General features: G+C 76.7%; 9 protein-coding genes and 1 riboswitch. Of the genes, 4 read left to right on the forward strand and 5 right to left on the reverse strand.

What is annotated here, in order from left to right; translation table 11 throughout:
• Positions 1-51: 51 nt before the first annotated feature.
• The 4 genes from CRP51_RS10120 to CRP51_RS10135 all read right to left on the reverse strand — a co-directional run bounded on the left by CRP51_RS10120 (position 52) and on the right by CRP51_RS10135 (position 14,202).
• Positions 52-879 carry a DJ-1/PfpI family protein gene (locus tag CRP51_RS10120; RefSeq protein WP_097230738.1) on the reverse strand — a complete coding sequence of 276 codons (828 nt, stop codon included), beginning with the start codon at positions 877-879 and terminating at the stop codon, positions 52-54.
• A complete protein-coding gene (locus CRP51_RS10125; RefSeq protein WP_439333147.1) occupies positions 876-1,862 on the reverse strand; it encodes a GlxA family transcriptional regulator in 987 nt (328 codons plus the stop codon). The genes CRP51_RS10120 and CRP51_RS10125 overlap by 4 nt, the downstream gene beginning before the upstream one ends.
• 103 nt (positions 1,863-1,965) lie before the next feature.
• On the reverse strand, positions 1,966-12,906 hold the full coding sequence (locus CRP51_RS10130) for a hybrid non-ribosomal peptide synthetase/type I polyketide synthase (RefSeq protein ID WP_097230740.1): 10,941 nt from the start codon (positions 12,904-12,906) through the stop codon (positions 1,966-1,968).
• Between the two features lie 63 nt (positions 12,907-12,969).
• Positions 12,970-14,202: an MFS transporter gene (locus CRP51_RS10135; RefSeq protein ID WP_097230741.1), complete on the reverse strand. Its 1,233-nt coding sequence runs from the start codon at positions 14,200-14,202 to the stop codon at positions 12,970-12,972.
• A gap of 290 nt (positions 14,203-14,492) precedes the next feature.
• Here CRP51_RS10135 and CRP51_RS10140 point away from each other — a divergent pair, with 290 nt between their 5' ends.
• The 4 genes from CRP51_RS10140 (at position 14,493) to CRP51_RS10155 (ending at position 18,153) form a co-directional block, all read left to right on the forward strand.
• Positions 14,493-15,047, forward strand: coding sequence for a tellurite resistance TerB family protein (locus CRP51_RS10140; protein ID WP_097230742.1), 555 nt, complete (start codon positions 14,493-14,495; stop codon positions 15,045-15,047).
• A 19-nt stretch (positions 15,048-15,066) separates the two neighbouring features.
• Complete coding sequence (locus tag CRP51_RS10145) at positions 15,067-15,813, forward strand: helix-turn-helix domain-containing protein (protein ID WP_097230743.1); 747 nt, start codon at positions 15,067-15,069, stop codon at positions 15,811-15,813.
• A gap of 73 nt (positions 15,814-15,886) precedes the next feature.
• Positions 15,887-16,441: a dihydrofolate reductase family protein gene (locus CRP51_RS10150; RefSeq protein ID WP_097230744.1), complete on the forward strand. Its 555-nt coding sequence runs from the start codon at positions 15,887-15,889 to the stop codon at positions 16,439-16,441.
• 100 nt (positions 16,442-16,541) lie between these two features.
• Positions 16,542-16,659, forward strand: a riboswitch (SAM riboswitch).
• Positions 16,660-16,779: 120 nt separating this feature from the next.
• Entirely contained in the window at positions 16,780-18,153 is a 1,374-nt protein-coding gene (locus tag CRP51_RS10155; protein WP_097230745.1) for an aminotransferase class V-fold PLP-dependent enzyme, read from the forward strand.
• Between the two features lie 115 nt (positions 18,154-18,268).
• Here CRP51_RS10155 and CRP51_RS10160 read toward each other — a convergent pair whose 3' ends face one another.
• Positions 18,269-19,108 carry a polysaccharide lyase family 7 protein gene (locus tag CRP51_RS10160; protein ID WP_245880489.1) on the reverse strand — a complete coding sequence of 280 codons (840 nt, stop codon included), beginning with the start codon at positions 19,106-19,108 and terminating at the stop codon, positions 18,269-18,271.
• Positions 19,109-19,221 lie beyond the last annotated feature (113 nt).

Genomic DNA, 19,221 nt, shown 5'->3' on the forward strand with positions numbered 1-19,221 from the left:
GAGGTGCCGGGTCATCAGGGGACGGACGCCGAGGGGACCTCGGACGGGGACCTAGCGTGCCGCGGAGTCGCTCAGCAGCCGCAGCGCCAGGTCCTTCAGCTCCTGGTCGGCCTCGCCGGCGTCGCCGGAGTCGAAGGGCGGGGCCGGGTCGTACTCGATGGCGAGCTGGATGGCGCGGGCGGTCCGCTCGTCGGTGAGCTCGGCCGCCAGGTGGAGCGCCAGGTCGATGCCCGCCGAGACCCCGGCGGCGGTGAGGATCCTTCCCGAGCGGACATAGCGCTCCGGCACGTAGGTGACGCCGTAGGTGTCCTCGATGTACTCCGCCGACGCCCAGTGGGTGGTCGCCCGCCGGCCCGTCAGCAGCCCGGCCGCCGCGAGGATCAACGACCCGGTGCAGACGGAGGTGGTCCAGCGGGTGCGCCGGTGGACGCGGCCGATCCACTCCCGCAGCCGCGGGTTCTCGATGGCGCCGACCGTTCCTTCCAGACCGCCGCCGGGAACCAGCAGCACGTCGAGCCGGTCGACCTCGTCGAGGGACGCGTCGGCGAGGACGGCGACGTCGCGGGTGTCGGTGCGGACGGGGCCGGCGTGCTCGCCGATCATGGTGACGGAGGCGCCGGGCAGCCGGGAGAGCACCTCGGACGGGCCGGTGGGGTCGAGCAGGCTGAACCCCTCGTAGAGCAGCACACCGACGCGGGGGCCCGCCCCGCCGCCGGAGGCGGGCAGGGGCGCGGGCTCGGGGGCGGGCGCGGAGGGGCGTGCGCCGGCGGCGGCCGGCGCGGCGCCGGCGAGCACGGAGCCCGCGGCGGCGGCGACGGTGGCGCCGAGCAGGGCGCGGCGGTCGGTGCGGCGCGGCACGCCGGTCTTCTGGGTCGTCATGGCACGGAAGCCTGGCGCGGCGGCGGCTCCCGTGGGGTCGGCGTGTCCCTCATCCTGCGCAACGTGTCCCCGGTCGCGCCGTAGTGGTCGAGCAACGCCTGGCGCAGCACCGTAGCCGAGCCGAAACCGCAGCGGCGCGCCACGGCGGCCAGCGGCAGCGAGCTGGCGCGCAGCAGGTGGACGGCGGCCTCGGCGCGCGCGGCGCGCACGGCCCTGGCGGGGGTGACCCCGAGGTGGGCGGCGAAGAGCCGGGTGAGGTGGCGTGGGCTGACGCCGGCCCTCGCGGCGAGGGCGCGGGGGCTGAGGTCGTCGGTGAGGTGCCCCGCGACATGGCGCAGCAGGTCGGCGACGGCGCGGTCCCTCGGCGGCGGCGCGGCGAATGACGCGCTCAACTGGGCCTGGTCGGCCGGTCGGTGGACCCAGGTGACCAGCTCCCGGGCGACGGCGCGGGCGAGGACCGGGCCGTGGTCGTCCTCGACGAGGGCCAGCGCCAGGTCGAGGCCGCTGACCACGCCCGCCGAGGTGAAGACGTGGCCGTCCCTGACGTACAGCGGCGTCGGGTCGACGGCCACCGCCGGATGGCGCTCGGCGAGCGCCCGCCCGTACCGCCAGTGGGTGGTGACCCGCCGGTTGTCCAGCAGACCGGCGGCGGCGAGCACGTCGGTGCCGGTGCAGACGGAGGCGACCCGGCGCGCGCCGCGCGCCAGCCGCCGCACCTGCGCGACCAGCGCCCCGTCGCGCGCCGCCGTCTCGCTGCCGGCGCCGCCGCTGACCAGCAGCGTGTCCACCCGCCCCGGGACCTCGGCCACCGCGCGCAGCGCGCCGACCCGCAGCCCGCAGGAGGTGCGGGCGGCACGGCCGCCGGGGGTGGCGACCTCGACGGTGTAGGCCGGCGCGGCCCGGTGCGCGTTGGCGATCTCGAAGGCACCCGCCGGGCAGGCGATGTCCAGGATCTGGGCGTCGTCATAGGCGACGATCAACACCCGGCGTTCCTCGGCCCGTTCCTCCACCACGGCTCCTCCCCCGGACGGGCCCGGCCCGCCGCTGGTCGTTGGAGCGTAGACCGGCGGCGGGTCCGGGTGCCGGTCAGGGGCCGAGGAGCAGCGCCAGGGGCGCGTCGGGGTCGGTGACGACATGGCGCAGCAGGACGGTCAGGTCGTCGGCCCAGGCGACGACGGTGGCCGGCTCGAAGAGGTCGGTGGCGTACTCGAAGGTCACCTCCAACCCGGTCTCGTGCGGCACCAGGACGACGTAGAGCGCGTTCCTCGCCACACCGGGGAGGGGCAACGGGCGGACGGTCGCGGACAGTCCGGGCAGGTCGAGGGCGGGGGGCGGGGTGGTGACCACGGTGAAGAGCACGTCGGGGAAGGCGCCGGCCGAGGTGCCGGGGGCGACGAGATCGGCCACCTCCGCCAGCGGCAGCTCCTGGTGGTCGAGCGCGGCGAAGAGGGCGGAGCCCAGGCGCCGCGCCAGCTCGCCGACCGTCCCGGCAGCCGTGAGACGGGCGCGCAGCGCCACCGCGTCCCCCAACAGACCGACGACGTCCGCGCGTTCGGGGTCCAGCCGGTTGGCGCTCGACGCGTTGAGCACCACGTCGTCACCGCGCCCGGTGCGGCGGGACGCCCACACCGCGAACGCGGCGGCGAGCACGGCGTAGGGCGTGGTGCCCAGCCGGGTCGCGGTCTCGGGCAGCGCGCGGGAGAGCGCCGCCTCCAGCGTGCGGGTGTGCAGGGCGCCCCGGCCGGAGAGCACGGCCGGACGCGGCCGGTCCGCCGGCAGCGCGAGATCGAGCCGCGCCCCGGCCAACTCGGCGCGCCAGAAGCGTTCCAGCTCCGCCCTGCGCTCCCCCGCCAGCGCGGCCTCCGCGCGTGCCATCGCCGGGAACTGGCCGCCGGGCGGCGGGAGTTCGGCTGCCCCCGGGTCCTCGGCGGCGTGCGCGAGCGCCCCGAGGTCGCGCCAGATCACGCCCAGCGACCAGCCGTCGCAGACGGCGTGGTGGAAGACCGTCAGCAGGGTCCAGCGGTCCGGCCCCGTCCTGGCCAGCCGGAAGCGGAAGAGCGGCGCGCGCTCCAGCGCGAACGGGCGGCCGGCGTGGCGCAGGCACCACCGTTCCACCTCGGCGTCCGCGACCAGCGCCCCCGGGTCCAGCTCGTCGACGGGGAGGTCGACCGGGACCCGGTCCAGCACCTCCACCAGCGCACGCCCGTCCCGCACCACCAACCGGGAGCGCAGCGCCGTGTGGCGTTCCACCAGCGCGGCCAGCCAGGCGCGGAGCCGCTCGGGTCGCACGGATCCGCGCAGGTCGACGCGGTGGGTGACGTGGTAGCAGCCGGCGTCGGCGCGCTCGTGGTGGCGGCGCCACAGGCGGCGTTGGACGGCGTTCATCGGGACGGTCTCGGTCACCTCCCACCGCCGGTCCGCCCCGCGTGCGGCGATCCCCCTGACGGTGGGGGTGCGGAAGAACTCGGCCATGGGCAGGGTCAGTTCCAGCTCCCGCGCCATGCGGTGCAGCAGGCGCACCGCGCTCAGCGAGTGCCCGCCGAGCGCGAAGAACGAACGGGTCACCGGGACGTGCGCCACGCCCAACTCCTCGGCCCACAGCTCCCGCAGGGCCTTCTCCAGCGGGGTGGCCGGCTCGTCGTCCTCGGCGCCGGACGCCGGCTCCGCCTCCGGTTCCGGCAGCGCGTGCCGGTCGAGCTTGCCGGAGGCGTTCACCGGCAGCCGCGCCAGCCGCGCCCAGTGGCGCGGCACCAGCGGGTCGGGCAGGCGCGCGGCCAGCGCCTCGCGGCAGCGGGCCAGCACGTCCGCCCCGTCCTCGCCCGGCGCGGGCACCACGCAGGCGAACAGCTCCCGGGCGCCGTTCCGGTCGCCGCGCGCCACCACGGCGGCGTCGGCCACCCAGGGCAGCGCGGTCAGCGCGGCGCGCACCTCGCCCGGTTCGACCCGGTGGCCGCGGATCTTCGTCTGGTCGTCGATCCGCCCCCGGTACTGGAGGGTGCCGTCGGCGCGCCAGCGCGCCAGGTCCCCGGTGCGGTAGGCGGAGGCGCCCGTGCCGTCGTCGAGGAAGGCGGCGGCGGTCTCCTCGGGGCGGCCCAGATAGCCGGCGGCCACGGGCACGCCGCCGACGTGGAGTTCGCCGACGGCGCCCAGCGGCACCGGCCGGCCCGCCGGGTCCAGCAGCCGGAGGCGGGCGCCGCGCACCGGGGTGCCGATCGGCGGCCACGGGCCGGCCCCGGGGTCGACCCGGTGGGAGGTGACGATCACGGACGCCTCGGTCGGTCCGTACTGGTGGTACAGCGCGCAGTCCGCGTGCCGGTCGAGGAAGCGGCGTACGCCGTCGGTGAGTTGAAGCGCCTCGCCGGCGGAGAACAACTCCCGCAGGGTGGGCAGCCGGGGCTCGGTCTCCAGCAGGTGACGCAGCGGCGTGCTGGGCAGGAACATCCGCTCCACGGCGTGGCGCCGCACCGTCTCGGCCACCTCCCCCGGGTCGCGGCGCGCGGCGTCGTCGATCAGCACCAGCGCGGCGCCGGCCGCGAGGGTGGTGAAGACCTCCTGGACGTGCACGTCGAAGACCGGCGCCGTCCACTGGAGGGTGCGCAGCGCGGGGTGCGCGTCGAGATGGGCGAGCACCAGGTTGACGGGGCCCCGGTGGGGCACCACCACCGCCTTGGGGCGACCGGTCGAGCCCGAAGTGTGCAGGCAGTAGGCGGGGTCGTCGGGCCCGGCGGGCTCGGGGGGCCCGGGGGCGTCCGGCGTCCCGGCCGGCTCCGCCTCGTCCCCGTCGACCGGCACCAGCGGCACGTCCCCGGCGAGCGCGGGGTGCGCCCCCAGGGTCGCCGCGTCGCCGAGCAGGGCGCAGGGGTCGCCGTCGGCCAGCAGCCCGGCGAGCCGGGGCGTGGGCGCCGACGGGTCGAGCGGCAGATAGGCCGCGCCGCTGGTGAGCACGCCGAGCAGCGCGGTGATCAGCTCGGGGCCGCGCGGCAGCAGCACGGCGACCCGCCGGCCCCGGCCCGCGCCCGCGGCCCGCAGCCGGCCCGCCAGCCGTTCGACCCGTTCGGCCAACTCACCGTAGCTGACGCGTAGTTCGCCGTGGATCAGGGCGGTCGCCCCGGGGGTGCGGCGGGCCTGGCGGGCGAAGAGCCCGTGCAGGGTGTCCTCGACGACGGGCGCCGGCTCCTCGAGCCGTCCGAGCCGGGCGAGCGCGGCGCGCTCGGCCTCGGGGACGGCGGTGAGCGCGGCGAGCGGCGCGGCCGGGTCGGCCAGGGCGCGGCGCAGCAGCGCCTCGACCCGGTCCAGCAGCCGCCGCACCGTGGCCGCCTCCAGCAGCGCGGTGTCGTACTCGACGGCGACCCGCAGGCCGCCGGGATGGTGCGTCAGATAGAAGCTGAGGTCGAACGGGGCGCGGTCGCTGGGCACGTCGAGCAGCGTCGCGCGCGGGCCCGGCGGGTCGAAGGCGACGGCCTCCTCGTTCTCGTACTCGACCAGGACCTGGAAGAGCGGGTTGCGGCCGGGGTCACGGGCGGGGTTCAGCGCGCCGACCAGTTCGTCGAACGGCACGCCCCGGTGGTCCAGCGCCTCGGCGCCGCGCTCCCGCACCCGCCGCAGCAGGGTGGGCAGGTCGGGGTCGCCCGTGAGGTCCAGGCGGAGCGGAACGGTGTCGAGGAAGAACCCGACGTGGCCCTCGGCCCCCTCCGGGCGCGCCGAGACGGCGGTGCCGACGACGATCTCCGACTGCCCGGCGTGCCGGGCGAGCACCGCGCCGATGGCGCCGGTCAGCGCCATGAAGAGAGTGGCGCGCTGGGAGGCGGCGAACTCCCGTACCGCACGGACGAGTTCGGCGTCCCAGGCATGGCTGACGCTGGCGCCGGCGCCGGTTCTGACCGACGGCCTGGGGTGGTCGGTGGGCAGCGCCCACTCGGGGGCGCCTTCGAGGCGTCGCCGCCAGTGGTCGAGTGCGGCGGCACGTTCCCCGGCGTCCGGCTCCGCCCGCTCCGGCGCCTCGGGCAGCGGCGGCAGCGGCGCGAGGCCGGTCTCGGTCTCGGTCTCGGCACGGTAGAAGGCGGCCAGGTCGGAGACGAGGACAGCCGTCGAGGCGGAGTCGAAGACGAGGTGGTGGGCCATCAGGAAGAGCAGATGGCTCTCCTCGGAGAGCCGCAGCAGCCGCGCGGTGACCAGCGGCCCCTCGGCGGTGTCGAGCACCCGGCCGCGCTCGGCGGCCAGCGCGACGGCGACGGCCCGGTCCACGTCGAGCCCCAGATGCTCCTCCACCGGGCAGTCGAACGGCATCCGGGCGCGCACCTCGCGGTGCGGCACGCCGTCCTCCTCACCGAAGACGGTGCGCAGCGCGGGCTGCCGCTCGGCGACGCGGTCGAGCGCGCGGCGGAACGCGGGCACGTCCAGCGGTCCTTCGAGGTGGACGGCCTTGGGCTCGTGGTACATGTGCGTGCCGGGGTGCAGCCGCTCCAGAAACCACACGCGCCGCTGGGCCGGCGTCAACGGCAGCCGTGGCGGCGGCTGTTCGACGGTCGGGGCGGTGGCGGAAGCGGCGCTCACGGGCGGGGTCGGCGGGGGCGCGGTCGACGGCGGGGCGCCGCGGGCGGGCCTCGGCTCGGCGGCCAGGTCCCGGCGGAGGCCGTCGAGAAGCGGCAGCGCCGCCAGCACCTTCTCCTTCTCGACGCCGAAGTCCACGAAGCAGGCGATCTCGTCCGCCCCGGCCGCCAGCAGCCGGCGCCCGGTGGCCAGCGCCGCCTCCCGGTCGCCGATCAGCGCGCGCGTGTCGCAGTAGTCGGCGTAGGCCCGGCCGAGCAGGAACTCCACGTCCTCCTCGGGCGAGTCGGCCAGGTCGACCTCCATCCCGAGGCTGTTGGTCACCTGGTTCAGCAGCGCGAGCGAGGAGCGCAGATAGCGCACGAACGGGCGGTGCGCCTCCGCCCTGGCGCGGGCGTCGTCCTCCGCCAGATAGGTGTGCATCAGCACGACGACGCGCCCGCCGGCCGGGTCGAGGCCGTGTTCGGCGCGGGCGGCGCGGTAGCGGGCGATGTTCTCCGCCAGTTGCTCCACCGTCTGGGTCATCAGGTTGGTGACGACGCCCAGGCCCTCGGCCGCGGCCCTGCGGTAGCTGTCCGGGTTGCCGACCACGGCGGCGTACATCGGCGGGTCCGGCTGGACGGGCGTGGGATGGAGCCGCACGTCGACGGGCCGGCCGTCACCCGAGGTGGTGGTCACCGCCTCGCCGGCCCACAGGCTCCGCACGGTCGCCAGGTGCTCGTACATCACCTCGCGGTGCCGCCCGAAGTTCTGCGGCGCCAGCGCGAAGTCGGTGGCGTGCCAGCCGCTGGCGAAGCAGAGGCCGACCCGGCCGCCGGAGACGTTGTCGACGACCGACCACTCCTCGGCGACCCGCACGGGGTGGTGCAGCGGCAGCACGACGGAGCCGGCGTGCAGCCGGACCCGGCTGGTCCTGGCCGCCAGGGCGGCGGCGAGGACGGAGGGGTTGGGGAAGAGCGCGCCGAACGAGGCGAAGTGCCGCTCGGGGAACCACAGCGCGTGGAACCCGTTGCGGTCGGCGAACTCGGCCGCCTCCATGATCAACGCGTACTTGTCGTGCGCGTCGTCCTGCGGGTAGTCCCCGAAGAAGTAGAGGCTGACGTCGCAGGCACCCGCCGGCACGGGCGCGGGCGGTGCGGCGGCGGGTGCGGGGACGGGCACGGGGGCGCGCTCACCCGCAGGCGCGGACGCGGGCGCCGGCACGGACGCGGGCGCCGGCACGGATGCGGGCGCCGGCGCGGACGCCGGCGCGGACGCCGGCGCGGGCTCCGTCGACGCGCCGCCCAGCAGGTCGAGTTGGCGGCCGATCACCTCGCCGACCTGGTCGGCCAGCCGCTCCATCAGCCGCAGCTGCCGCGCCAGCAGCGCGTGCGGCGCGTGCGGCCCGTCGGGTGACGCCTCGACGGGCGGCCCGGGGGGCGACGGAGCCGACACCTGAACGTCCGCCGGGGCGGCCGCCGGGGCTGGTGCCTCGGCGGAGGCGGAAGCGGAAGGTCCGGTCGGGACGGACGCGGGACCGGGCCGCGCGGGCGGGGCCGGCGGGACGGGTTCGGCCGAAGCGGCCGGGCGTTCCGCCTCGGCGGCGAGCCGGGCGGCCAGCGCACGCGGGGTGTCGACGGCCTCGAAGAGCTCGCGCACCGGGACGCGCACCCCGTGGCGCCGCTCCAGCGCGGCCGTCAGACCCATCAGCGAGAGCGAGTCGGCGCCCAGCGCGAGAAAGGAGCTGTCCGGGGCGACCTCGGCCACCGGTCTGCCCAGCTTGCCGGCGGTCACCTCGCGTACGGACGAGAGCAGTTCCTCGGACACCGGCGGGCGCGGTTCCCCGGATGCCCCCGACCCCGCCGGCGCGGGCGCCGGCCCCGCTCCCCCGCGTGTCGCCGCGAAGGGCACCGCCGTGCGGCGCAGCGGGTGACCGGGCAGCGGGACGCGGCCGACGTCCGGGACCAGCGAGGGCCAGTTCAGCTCGGCGCCCGCGCGGTGGAGCGCGCCGAGCGAGGCCAGCAGCCCGGCCGTCTGCTCGTCGGCCGTGTCACCCGCGCCCTGCCCCCGCAGCCAGCGGCTCTCCGGGTCGGCGGCGCGGCCGAGCCCGGTGAGGGCGTCGCCGGCGCCCGCCTCGACGAAGTCGCGGTGGCCCCGCCGCGCCGCCGTGGCCAGCACCAGGTCGAAGCGGACCGGTTCGCGTCCCTGCCGGCACAGGTGGTCGACGTCCACGCGCCAGCCGACCGGCCGGTGCAGGCCGTCCGTCGCGGTGACCAACGGCAGGCGTAGCGGCCGGAGCGCGACCCGTCGGGCGAGCTCGCGGAAGGCGCGCAGCGCCGGTTCCATCGCGGCGGTGTGATAGGCCCGGTCCACGGGCAGCGCGCGGTGCGGCACCCGCTCGTCCACGCAACGGCGCGTCAACTCCCCCAACGCCGCCGGGTCCCCCGCGACGACCTGCACGCCGGGGCCGTTGCACGCCGCCACCGTCGTGCCCGTCGCCTCGGCGAGGCGCCGCGCGGTGGGCGGGTCGGTGAGCAGCGCGAGCATCCCGCCGGGGGGCGCGTGGTCCCGGGTCGCCCGGCCGCGCCACGCGGTCAGCCGCAGCCCGTCGTCCAGGGAGAGGGCGCCGGCGGCGTGCAGCGCGGCGAACTCGCCCACGCTGTGGCCGAAGACCAGCGCCGGCTCGATCCCGGCGGCGCGCCAGGCGGCGGTCAGGGCCGTCTGGTGGGCGTAGAGCGCGGCCTGGGCCAGCTCGGCGGGCAGCGGCTGGTCCGCGTCGCCGACCAGCAGCGGTTCCAGCAGCTCGCCGTCGAACTCCCGCGCGTACAGCGCGCCGCAGCGCTCCAGCGTCCGGCGGGCCGCCGGATGCGCGGCCCACAGCCCGGCGGCCATGGCGCGCCGGGCGCCGCCCTGCCCGGGGTAGGCGAAGGCGACCGGTCCCGCCTCCCGGCCGGCCTCGGGCACCGAGGCGCGCAGGGAGCGCGCCAGCTCCCCGGCGGTGCGGCCGACGGCCACCGCGCGGGCGGCCCGGTGCGGCCTGCCGTGTGCCAGGGTGGCGGCGACCTCGGCGGCCGCCGGCGCCGGCCGCGCGGTCAGCCGCGCGACGAGTCCCGCGACCGACTCGGCCAGCGCCGCCTCGTCCACGGCCGAGACCGGCACGAGCAGCGGAGAAGCGGCGTCCGGCGCGGGGGCGCGCTCGGGCGCCTCCTCCAGCACCACGTGGGCGTTGGTGCCGCCGACGCCCAGCGCGCCGACCCCGGCGCGACGCGGCGCCCCCTCCGGGGCCGGCCAGGGCGCCACCGCCCGCACCAGGGTCAACGGGCCGTCGTGCAGGGGGAGTTCGGGGTTCGGTGTGGCGAGCCCGACGGTGGGGACCAGGGTGCGGTGGCGCAGCATCAGCACCGTCTTCAGCAGCCCGGCCATGCCGGCACAGCTGTCGAGGTGACCCACGTTGGGTTTCACCGAGCCGACGGCGACCGTTCCCTCCGGGCCGTCGTCTCCGGTCAACGCCTCGCGCAGCGCGGTGAGTTCTATCGGGTCGCCGAGGGCCGTCCCGGTGCCGTGGGCCTCGACGTAGCCCAGGGCCGACGGCGGCAGGTCGGCGCGGCGCAGCGCCTCGCGGACGACGTCGACCTGGCCGGCGACGCCGGGCGCGGCGAAGCCGGCCTTGGCGGCGCCGTCGTTGTTGACGGCCGAGCCCCGGATGACGGCGTGCACGGTGTCGCCGTCGGCGAGCGCCCGGTCGAGGCGCTTGACGAGGACGACGGCCACGCCGTTGCCCCCGACGGTGCCGTCGGCCTCGGCGTCGAAGCTGCGACATCGCCCGCTGGGCGAGAGGATCGACCCCGGGTGTCCCCGATAGCCGGTGTGCTGCGGCAGATGGACGGCGGCGGCGCCGGCGAGCGCGAGGTCGACCTCCCCGTCCAGCACGGCGCGCGCGGCGAGGTGGACGGCGACCAGCGCGGTGGAGCAGGCGGTGCGCACCCCGATCGCGGGGCCGGTCAGGCCGAGCCGGTAGGCGACGCGGGTGGCCAGGAAGTCCGGTTCCCGGCCGATGGCGTCGGCCATGCCGGCGCCCGGGTCGTCCGGGTCGGGGTCGGGGCCGGCCAACGGCCGCTGGTGGTCGTAGAGATGCATCCCGGAGCCGGCGTAGACCCCGACCCGGGCGGCGGCGGGCGTGGCCGCGTGTCCCGCGTCCTCCAGCGCGCGGTGGCAGCACTCAAGGAAGAGGCGGTGCGCGGGGTGGGTCGCCTCGGCCTCGGCCGGCGTCATGCCGAAGAACGCGGGGTCGAACTCCTCGACGCCGTCGATGACCCCGCCGACCGGCACCCGCGCGGGGTCCGCGCGCTCCTCCGGGGTGAGCCCGGCGGCGGCCAGCTCCGCGTCGTCGAAGACGCGCACCGCGCTGCGCCCGTCGCGCAGCAGCTCCCAGAACTCCTCGGGTGTCGACGCCCCGGGGAAGCGCAGCGCCATCCCGACGACGGCGACCCGGCGCGCCGCGTCGTCCTCGGTCCGGTCGGCGGGCGCGGCGGCCGTCTCCACGGTCGCCGCGGCCGCTCCCGGGCCGTCCGCGAGCCGTGCGGCGAGGGAGGCGACGGTGGGGTGGGCGAAGAACGCGGCGGCCGGCGGCACGGCGCCGAGCCGTTCGGCGAGCCGGGCGCGAAGCCTGGCCAGGCGCACGGAGTTCAGACCCAGTTCCCAGAACGGCACGGTGTCGTCCACCGGTCCGTCCAGCAGGGCCGCCAGTTCCTCGCGCACGGCGTCGGCGACCGCGCCGGGCGCGGGCGCCGGATCGGCGTCGAAGTCGCCGGCGAGCAGGCGTTCCCGCAGCTCTCCCCGGCGGACCTTGCCCGCCGGGGTCCTGGGGAACTCCCCCTCCGCGACCGGCACCACGCGGGCCGCGGTCAGCCGCAGCCGGGCGTAGAGCGCCGCGGCGGCCTCGCGGGCGATCCGTTCGTCGTCGGCGCCCCGGCTGACGAGGAAGACGGCCAGCTCCTCGGTGCCGGTGTCGGCCCGGGGGATCCCGCAGGCCGCGATCCCGTCGCGGGGCAGCCCCAGGGCGACGGCGAGGACCTCCTCGACCTCGTGGCTGTAGACGTTGTGGCCGTTGATGATGATCAGGTCCTTGCGGCGGCCGGTGATGACCAGCTGCTCGTCGGCGAGGAACGCGAGGTCGCCGGTGTCCAGCCAGTCGCGCCCGCCGGGGAAGGCGGCGGCGTCCGCCTCCGGGTCGTCGACATAGCCGGGCGTGACCCGGGCGGGGGCGTGGACCTGGAGCCGGCCGACGCGCCCCGGGCGGGTCGGCTCGCCGGCGTCGTCGACCAGCCGCAGGGTGACGCCGTGGGCGGGGCGACCGCAGGAGACGAACGTGACGGCCTCCTCGTCCGGGGTCCCGGGCCCGGCGACGACCAGGTCGCCGGCGAGGCTGTCCTTGCGGAGCCGGTGGACGGTGCCCGGCCGGTCGAGCCGCCCGTGGGTGACGCCGGTGACGGTCTCGGCCATGCCCCAGACGGGCACCACGTGGCGCTCGGTGACGCCGAACGGCGCGGTGGCGTCGAGGAAGCGGCGCATCACCGGCCAGGCGACGCGTTCGCCGCCGCAGACCAGGGTCCTGAGCGCGGACAGGTCCCAGCCGGCGTCGGGCCGTTCGGCCAGCGCGTCGACGAGGAGCTGGAAGCCGAAGGTGGGCGCCCAGCCGTGGGCGGCGCGGTGCTCGGCGAGCAGGTCGAACCAGCGCGTCGGCTCGGCGAGCACCCACTCGGTGGGGGCGTGCACGTTGGTGGAGCCGGTGAAGACGGCCAGCAGGTGGTAGAGCAGGAAGGCGCCGCTGTGGTCGACGGGCAGCCAGTTGACCAGGGTGTCCTCGGGGCGCACGTCGAGGACGCGGCGGGAGCTCGCGGCGAAGTCGGCGAGCCCGGCGTGGGTGAGGCGGGCGGCCTTCGGCGCTCCGGTGCTGCCCGAGGAGAGCATCAGCAGGGCGGTGGCGGCGGGGTCGGGCGCCGGCTCCCCGTCGACGGGGTGGGCGGTGAGCAGGTCGCGGGCGGCGGCCGTTCTCAGCGCCGGATCGGTGCGGGTGAGGTGCGCGAGGTCGGCGGGGTCGAGCAGGACCAGCGGGCGCGCCAGCAGCCGGTCGACGTGGCGCAGCCGTTCCCGCGCGGGCGAGTCGGGGACGGGACGGTCGGCGATGGCGACGGGCCTGGCGCCCCGGAGGAGGCAGCCCCAGAAGGCGGGGAAGAACGCGGCGAGCGGCAGCCCGCACAGCACGACGGCGTCGCCCGGCCGCACCCCGGCCTCCCGCAGCCCGCCGGCCAGGCGGCGTGCGGCGTCCAGGAGTTCGGGATAGGTGAGGCCGGTGCGCGTCCCGTCGTCGGCGACGGTGACGACGCGGCCGGGCCCGGTCTCGGCGGCTTGTAAAAGGGCGCGCACGGCGTCCGGCGCGTCCTCGCGCGTCCGCTCGGGCTCGGGCCCCCGGCACTGTGCCTGTCCTCGGACGCGCTCCATCGGCGTTTTCCCCATCTCTCGTGCTCGCGGTGGTCTCTCGCGGTGTCGGTGGTCGCGCGCCGGTCAGACGCGGGTGGTGGCGGGCTCCCGCGGGGCGGCGGCGCGCCGGCGGGTGGTGAGAAGCAGCAACACGAGCGCCCCGCAGAACGCGGCGCCGTGGAAGAGGCCGACCACGGTCACCGCCGGCCACACCTCGAGCGCCGCCGCGGCGACGACGGTGCCCAGCGCGAACCCGGACTGCTCCGCGGTGGCCGAGAGACCGAAGAGCCGGCCGCGCTCCCGGTCGGGCACGGCCTGGAGGCGCGAGGTGTAGACGATCTCGGTCCAGCCGTCGGCGAAGCCGGCGCAGGCGGCGGCCAGCACCAGCCCGAGGGCGGGCAGCCCGAGGAAGGCGGTGAGGAACGCGACCGACATGGCGCAGGTGCCCAGCGCGAACGCCCGCGTGCTCCAGGCGCCCTCCCCGGCGCGGCGGCGCAGCACCAGGTGGGCGAGGACGGTGCCGACGGCCCAGGCGGCCCAGAACTGGGTCATGAAGACCGCCGGCGCGTCGGCGTGGTCGGTGTTGGCCACGACGGGCAGCGCCACGTTGTGCGAGGAGGAGGCCAGCGCGTCCAGGCCGCGCAGCAGCACCAGCCCGAGCAGCAGCGCGGGCAGCCCGGCGAGCGCGCGGCGGCGGCGCACCGGCCCGGTCTCCCCCGCCCGCCCCTCCGGCGGCTGCTGCTCCTCGGCGCCGGGCGGCAGGTCGGTGCGGGGCCGCAGCAGGACCAGGGCGACGGCGGAGACGGCGAAGCTGGCGGCGTTGAGCGCGAACGCCAACGGGTAGCCGCCCCAGCCGATCACCGCGGCCGCCGAGGCGAAGCCGAGCACGGTGGCCAGCGAACGGGCCGTCACCAGCATCCCGTTGACCCGCCCCCTGGCCTCCTGCCCGACCATCACGGGGACCGCGCTGCGCAGCGCCACGTTGAAGCAGGTGTTGCCGGCGCCCAGCACGACCACGGCGCAGGCGACCGCCGCCAGCGGGGTGGCCTCGCCGCCGATGGCCAGCGCGGCCATGGCCGTGGCCTGGGCGAGGTCGGCGCCGATCATGGTGGTGCGGCGGCCGATCCGCGCGGTCAGCGCGCCGGCCGCCAGCCCGGCGGCGAAGCCGGCGCACAGCCGCAGCGCCATCAGCAGGCCGACGCCGAAGGCGGTGCCGGTGACCTCGTAGGAGAAGAGGGAGAGCGCGATCAGGTTCAGATAGTTGCCGTAGGACGAGACCGCGTAGGCGCACGCGAGCAGCCTCAAGCGCTGGTCCACTGCCGCCACCGTGCCCCCATGTCACCCGAACGTGTTGCTCCGCTTCCCCGGCGCCGAGCTTAACCAGCGGCACACCGTCGAAGTCCAGCACGACATGGCCGCAACCCGACTTCTCTGATGGCGAGTTGACGCCACGCATCCCCGCGGAACGCCGGGGGCGCGCGGCGGGCGGAACGCGCCCTTCCCTTTTCGGCCGTTCCGGGAACTCGCGCGGCACGGACGACGTTCTCCGGGAACGCGAGGCGTTACCACACCGGTACGCGGCGAGTGAGAGAGTCGGGAGTGCGCCGATGGCGATGTGGGACAAGATCAAGGACCAGGCCATGAGTCAGGCCAAGAACCTCCAGCAGTCCAAGAGCGGCGCGGGCAAGACGTCGTCCCCCGGCGGGAGCGGGAGCGGCGGCTCGAAGGCCAAGCTGGTGAGCGCGCTCAAGGCGCAGCTGACCTCGCTCAAGGGCGAGTTGAAGTCGGGCGGCTTCCGGGACGCCAGCGTCGCGCTGTGCGCGCTGGTCGCCGCCGCCGACGGCCGCGTGGACCCGGCGGAGCGGCAGCAGGTGGAGCACCTGATCCTGACCAACGACGTCCTCCAGAACTTCCCGGCCGACCAGCTGCGCGCCCAGTTCACCAAGCACGTGGACGCGCTCGGCTCCCGGTTCGCGGACGGCCGTTCGGCGGCGATGGCGGACGTGGCCAAGGCGGCGAAGAAGCCGCAGGAGGCGCGGGCCGTGGTGCAGATCGGCATCGTGGTCGCCGGGGCGGACGGCTATGTGGCGCCGGCCGAGGCGGCCGTGCTCCGGGAGGCGTGCGTCGCCCTGGGCCTCTCCCCCGCCGAGTTCGAGCTCTGAGCGCGCCCGGGTCACGCCGATGACCGGCTCCGACACGGACGAGGCGCCCGCGCTGGTGCTGGAGACCCGCGCGTCGGACTCGCCGTTCGTGGCGCACGTGTGGCGCGGCCGCAGCACGCGGGTCGACCGGATGACCTCCGTGGCCACACCGCACTGGGAGCTGGTGGTCCACGCGCGGGAGGGGCGGGTCCACGTCGGCCTCCAGGGCCCCGAGTCGCGCGCCAGCACCGCCCCCGTCCCCCAGGACGCGGAGTTCCTCGGGATCACCTTCGCGCTGGGCGCGTGGATGCCGCACCTGGCGGTGAGCCGGCTGCTCGACGCGGCGGCCGAGCTGCCGAGCGCGACGCGCTCCTCGTTCTCTCTCAAGGGCTCGGCGTGGCACCTGCCGACCTTCGACAACGCGGAGGCGTTCGTGCGGCGGCTGGTCCGCGAGGACGTACTGACGCGCGACCCGGTCGTCACCTCGGTGCTGGCCGGCGGCGATCCCGGGGTCTCCGCGCGCACCGCGCAGCGGCGCTTCCGGGCGGCCACCGGGCTCAGCCGGGAGGCCATCCGCGGGATCGAGCGGGCCCGGCGCGCGGCGCTGCTGGTCCAGGACGGCGTGCCGGCGGCGGAGGTGGTCCACCGCCTCGGCTACTTCGACCAGCCGCACCTGGCCAGGTCGTTGGCCCGGTACGTGGGCCGTACCGCCACCCAGCTCAGCGCGCGGACCCCGGCGGAGGCGATGTCGCTTCCGTACAAGACCGGGGCCGCCGGCGCCGCATAACCTCCGGCGCGTGGCCGTGGGGGCCACACGTGACCCCGGGCCCGGCCCGGGGAGAGAAGAGAGGTCTCACGCCGTGCGCAAGCTCGTCTCCTGCCTGTTCGTCTCCCTCGACGGCGTCGCCGAGTCGCCCGACCAGTGGCAGTTCGCCTTCGACGAGGAGATGGGCGAGGCGGTGACCCGTTCCCTGGAGGGGAACGACACGGTGCTGATGGGCGCCACCACCTTCACCGAGTGGTCCGGGTACTGGCCCTCGGTCACCGAGGGCGAGGACGCCGGCTTCGCCGACTGGATCAACGGCGCGCCCAAGTACGTCGCCTCCACGACGCTCACCAGCGTCGACGAGTGGCCGGGCAGCCGCCTGCTGGAGGGCGGACTGGCCGAGGCGGTCGGCGCGTTGAAGGAGGGTGAGGGCGGCGGGATCTCGGTCGCCGGCAGCCCGTCCCTGGTCGCCTCCCTGCTGGAGGCCGGCCTGCTGGACGAGCTGGTGCTGCTGATCCACCCGGTGATCGCCGGCGGGGGCCGCCGGAAGCTCTTCGCCGACGACGCCCCGCTGAGGAAGCTGACCCTCGTCGAGGCGCGCCCCACCGGCAGCGGCGTGATCATCGCCACCTACCGCCCCGCGCGCTGACCGGTGCGGGCCCCGGCGCCCCGGCGCGTCCGGGGCCCGCGTCCCACCAGCCGGGCAGCGACTTCCGCGCCTCGGGGCGTTGTGGCAGACTGCGCGGCAAGGTCACGAGTGACAGCGTCGATGGGCCCCGGCCCGCTGTCCGGCAACCCTCCGTCGCGGCGGGGTGCCCCGGGTGATGACCGGGCCGTGGACAGCAGGGTCCATGGCAAGTGCGGCCCAGGGGAGTTTCTCGTGCGTCAGCGAATGCGGTAGGAGCCTTCGGCTCCGCCTCCGCCCGTTCCCGTCGCGGCGCGCCCCGTCGCGACCCTTGCCCGTCGCGTCCCGCCGGAGACATCGTCATGCCCACGCACACCGCGTCCCGCCCTGCCGTCACGCCCGTCCCCCCGCAGCCGACCCGCTCCGCGCCCGGGAGCGCGGCCCACCCGCACGCCGTGCTCAGCGAGGCGGTGACCGCCCCGCTGGCCGGCGGCGGCGAGATCGGCTACGCGGCGCTCGACTATGCCGCGAGCGCCCCCGTACTGCGCCGGGTGTGGGAGGAGGTCGCCGCCTACGCCCCCTACTACGGCAGCGTGCACCGGGGAACGGGCCATCTCTCCCGGCTCTCCACCGAGCTGTTCGAACGCTCCCGCGCCACCGTCGCCGCCTTCCTCGACTGCCGGGCGGACGACCGGCTGCTCTTCACCCGTTCCACCACCGACTCGCTGAACCTGCTGGCCGCCGCGCTGCCCGCGGGCACCCGGGTCTTCGTCTTCGAGACGGAGCACCACGCGGCGCTGCTGCCCTGGGCACACCACGGCCACCCGGTCCACCACCTTCCGGCGCCCGCCGACCCCGAAGGCGCGGTCCGCGCCGCTGAGGAGGCGCTCGCCGAGGCGCCCGAGGGGCCCAAGCTGCTGTGCGTCACCGGCGCCTCCAACGTGACCGGCGAGCTGTGGCCGGTGCGCCGGCTGGCCGCCGCCGCGCATCGGCACGGCGCCCGGATCGTGCTGGACGCGGCGCAGTTGGTGCCGCACCGGGCGGTCAGCGTCGCCGAACTCGACGTGGACTGGGTGGCGTTCTCCGGCCACAAGCTGTACGCGCCGTTCGGCGCCGGTGTCCTCGCCGGCCGCGCCGACTGGCTGGACGCCGCCGCGCCCTATCTGGCCGGCGGCGGGGCGACCCGCGTCGTCGCACGCGACCGGAGCGGCGGGCTGCGGGTGAGCTGGGCCGAGGGCGAGGCCCGCCACGAGGCCGGCTCGCCCAACGTCATCGGGGCACTGGCCGTCGCCGCCGCCTGCCGCGCCCTGACCGACGGCGGCGGGTACCCGGCGCTCGTGGCGCGGGAGACGGAGCTGCTGACCCGGCTGCGCGCGGGGCTCGCGGCGCTGCCGGGGGTCACCGAACTCTCCCTGTTCGGCGCGGACGCGGAACGGGTGGCCGTCGTCTCGTTCACCGTCGAGGGGTGGGAGAGCGGGGAGTTGGCGACGGTGCTCTCCGAGCGGTACGGGATCGGGGTGCGGTCCGGGATGTTCTGCGCGCAGCCGCTGGTGCGGCGGCTGCTCGACGCGGACGACGGGTCGCAGGACTGCGGCGGCACGCTGCGGGCGCTGCGCGCCAGCTTCGGCGCCGGCACCCCCCGGGAACACGTGGACCGCCTGGTCGGCGCGCTCGCCACGTTGGCCCTGCCGGGCACCGGAAGGTCGACCACCCGCCCCGACCACGTGCGTCCGTAGGCGCTCAACGCGGTGGGCCGGTGAAGGGGCGCGGGGAACCGCGCGGGCGCCCCCCACCGGGCCGGGGACGACACCCCGCCCGAGACACCCTCGAAGGGGTGTCGCCCCCGTCCCCCTACCGGTGTTCGACCGTCAGCTCGTGGATCTCGACCTCGCCGTAGTTGTCCTCGTCGCAGGGCGAGGAGTTCTGGCAGTTGGCCTGCGTGTAGGCGCCCGCCTTGAAGTAGTTGGTGGAGTCGGAGTGGTCGAGGGTCGTGGCCAGCTCGCCGTTGTAGTGGACCTCGATCTCCCCGTCGGAGACCACGTACGTGATCTCGAAGACGGTGCCCAACTCGTACTCGTCCGTGAGCAGGTGGTGGTGTCGGGTGTCGCCCTCGGTGATCCACAGCTCGTCGTCCTCCAGGCGCACCACCGTCACGTCGTCGTCGCCGCCGTGGATCTGCGCGCCGACCACCCACGGCCGTTCCTCGGGGAGATGGGTGAACGCCTCCCGGACCGTCATGATGTGGGTGCCCGAGGTGGAGGACCACTCGGTCTCGTCCTCCCCGCCCGGCTCCATCTCCCGCAGCTCGGAGCGCGGGTAGCTGGAGCCGCCCGTGGTGACGCCGTCGACCGGGGCGCGGAAGCGCACCGCCTCGCCCGAGGGGGTGACCTCGAAGTACGGGTCGTGGGAGAAGCCGTCCAGCTCCGGCTGGAAGATCTCGGTGGGGTCCTCGTCGTCGCCGATCGGCAGCGTCACCTTCCAGTCGTCCAGGTCCAGGACGTCGGACGGGAGTTCGGCGTCGCCGTCCACCCCTCGCGCCGCCGGGGAGGCGCCGTCGGCCGCCCACACGGTGGTGGCGGCGACCGGCGCCGCGACCAGCGCCGTAAGGGCGGCGAGCGCCAGCGGCAGCCCGCGGCGGCGACCGGTGGCGTCGGCGGGACGGGTGGGGCGGGTGGGGCGGAAGGGCCTCACGGGGTTCTCCCTCTGGTCCGGGTGCGGTGCGGGCGCGGTGTCCCGGGGGAAGACTAGGAACGGCGTCCGGGAGGGGGCACGGGCCCGGCGGTGATCCGGTTGTGGCCGCGTCG

The sequence above is a fragment of the Streptomyces zhaozhouensis genome (assembly GCF_900230195.1).
Classification (GTDB): domain Bacteria; phylum Actinomycetota; class Actinomycetes; order Streptomycetales; family Streptomycetaceae; genus Streptomyces; species Streptomyces zhaozhouensis.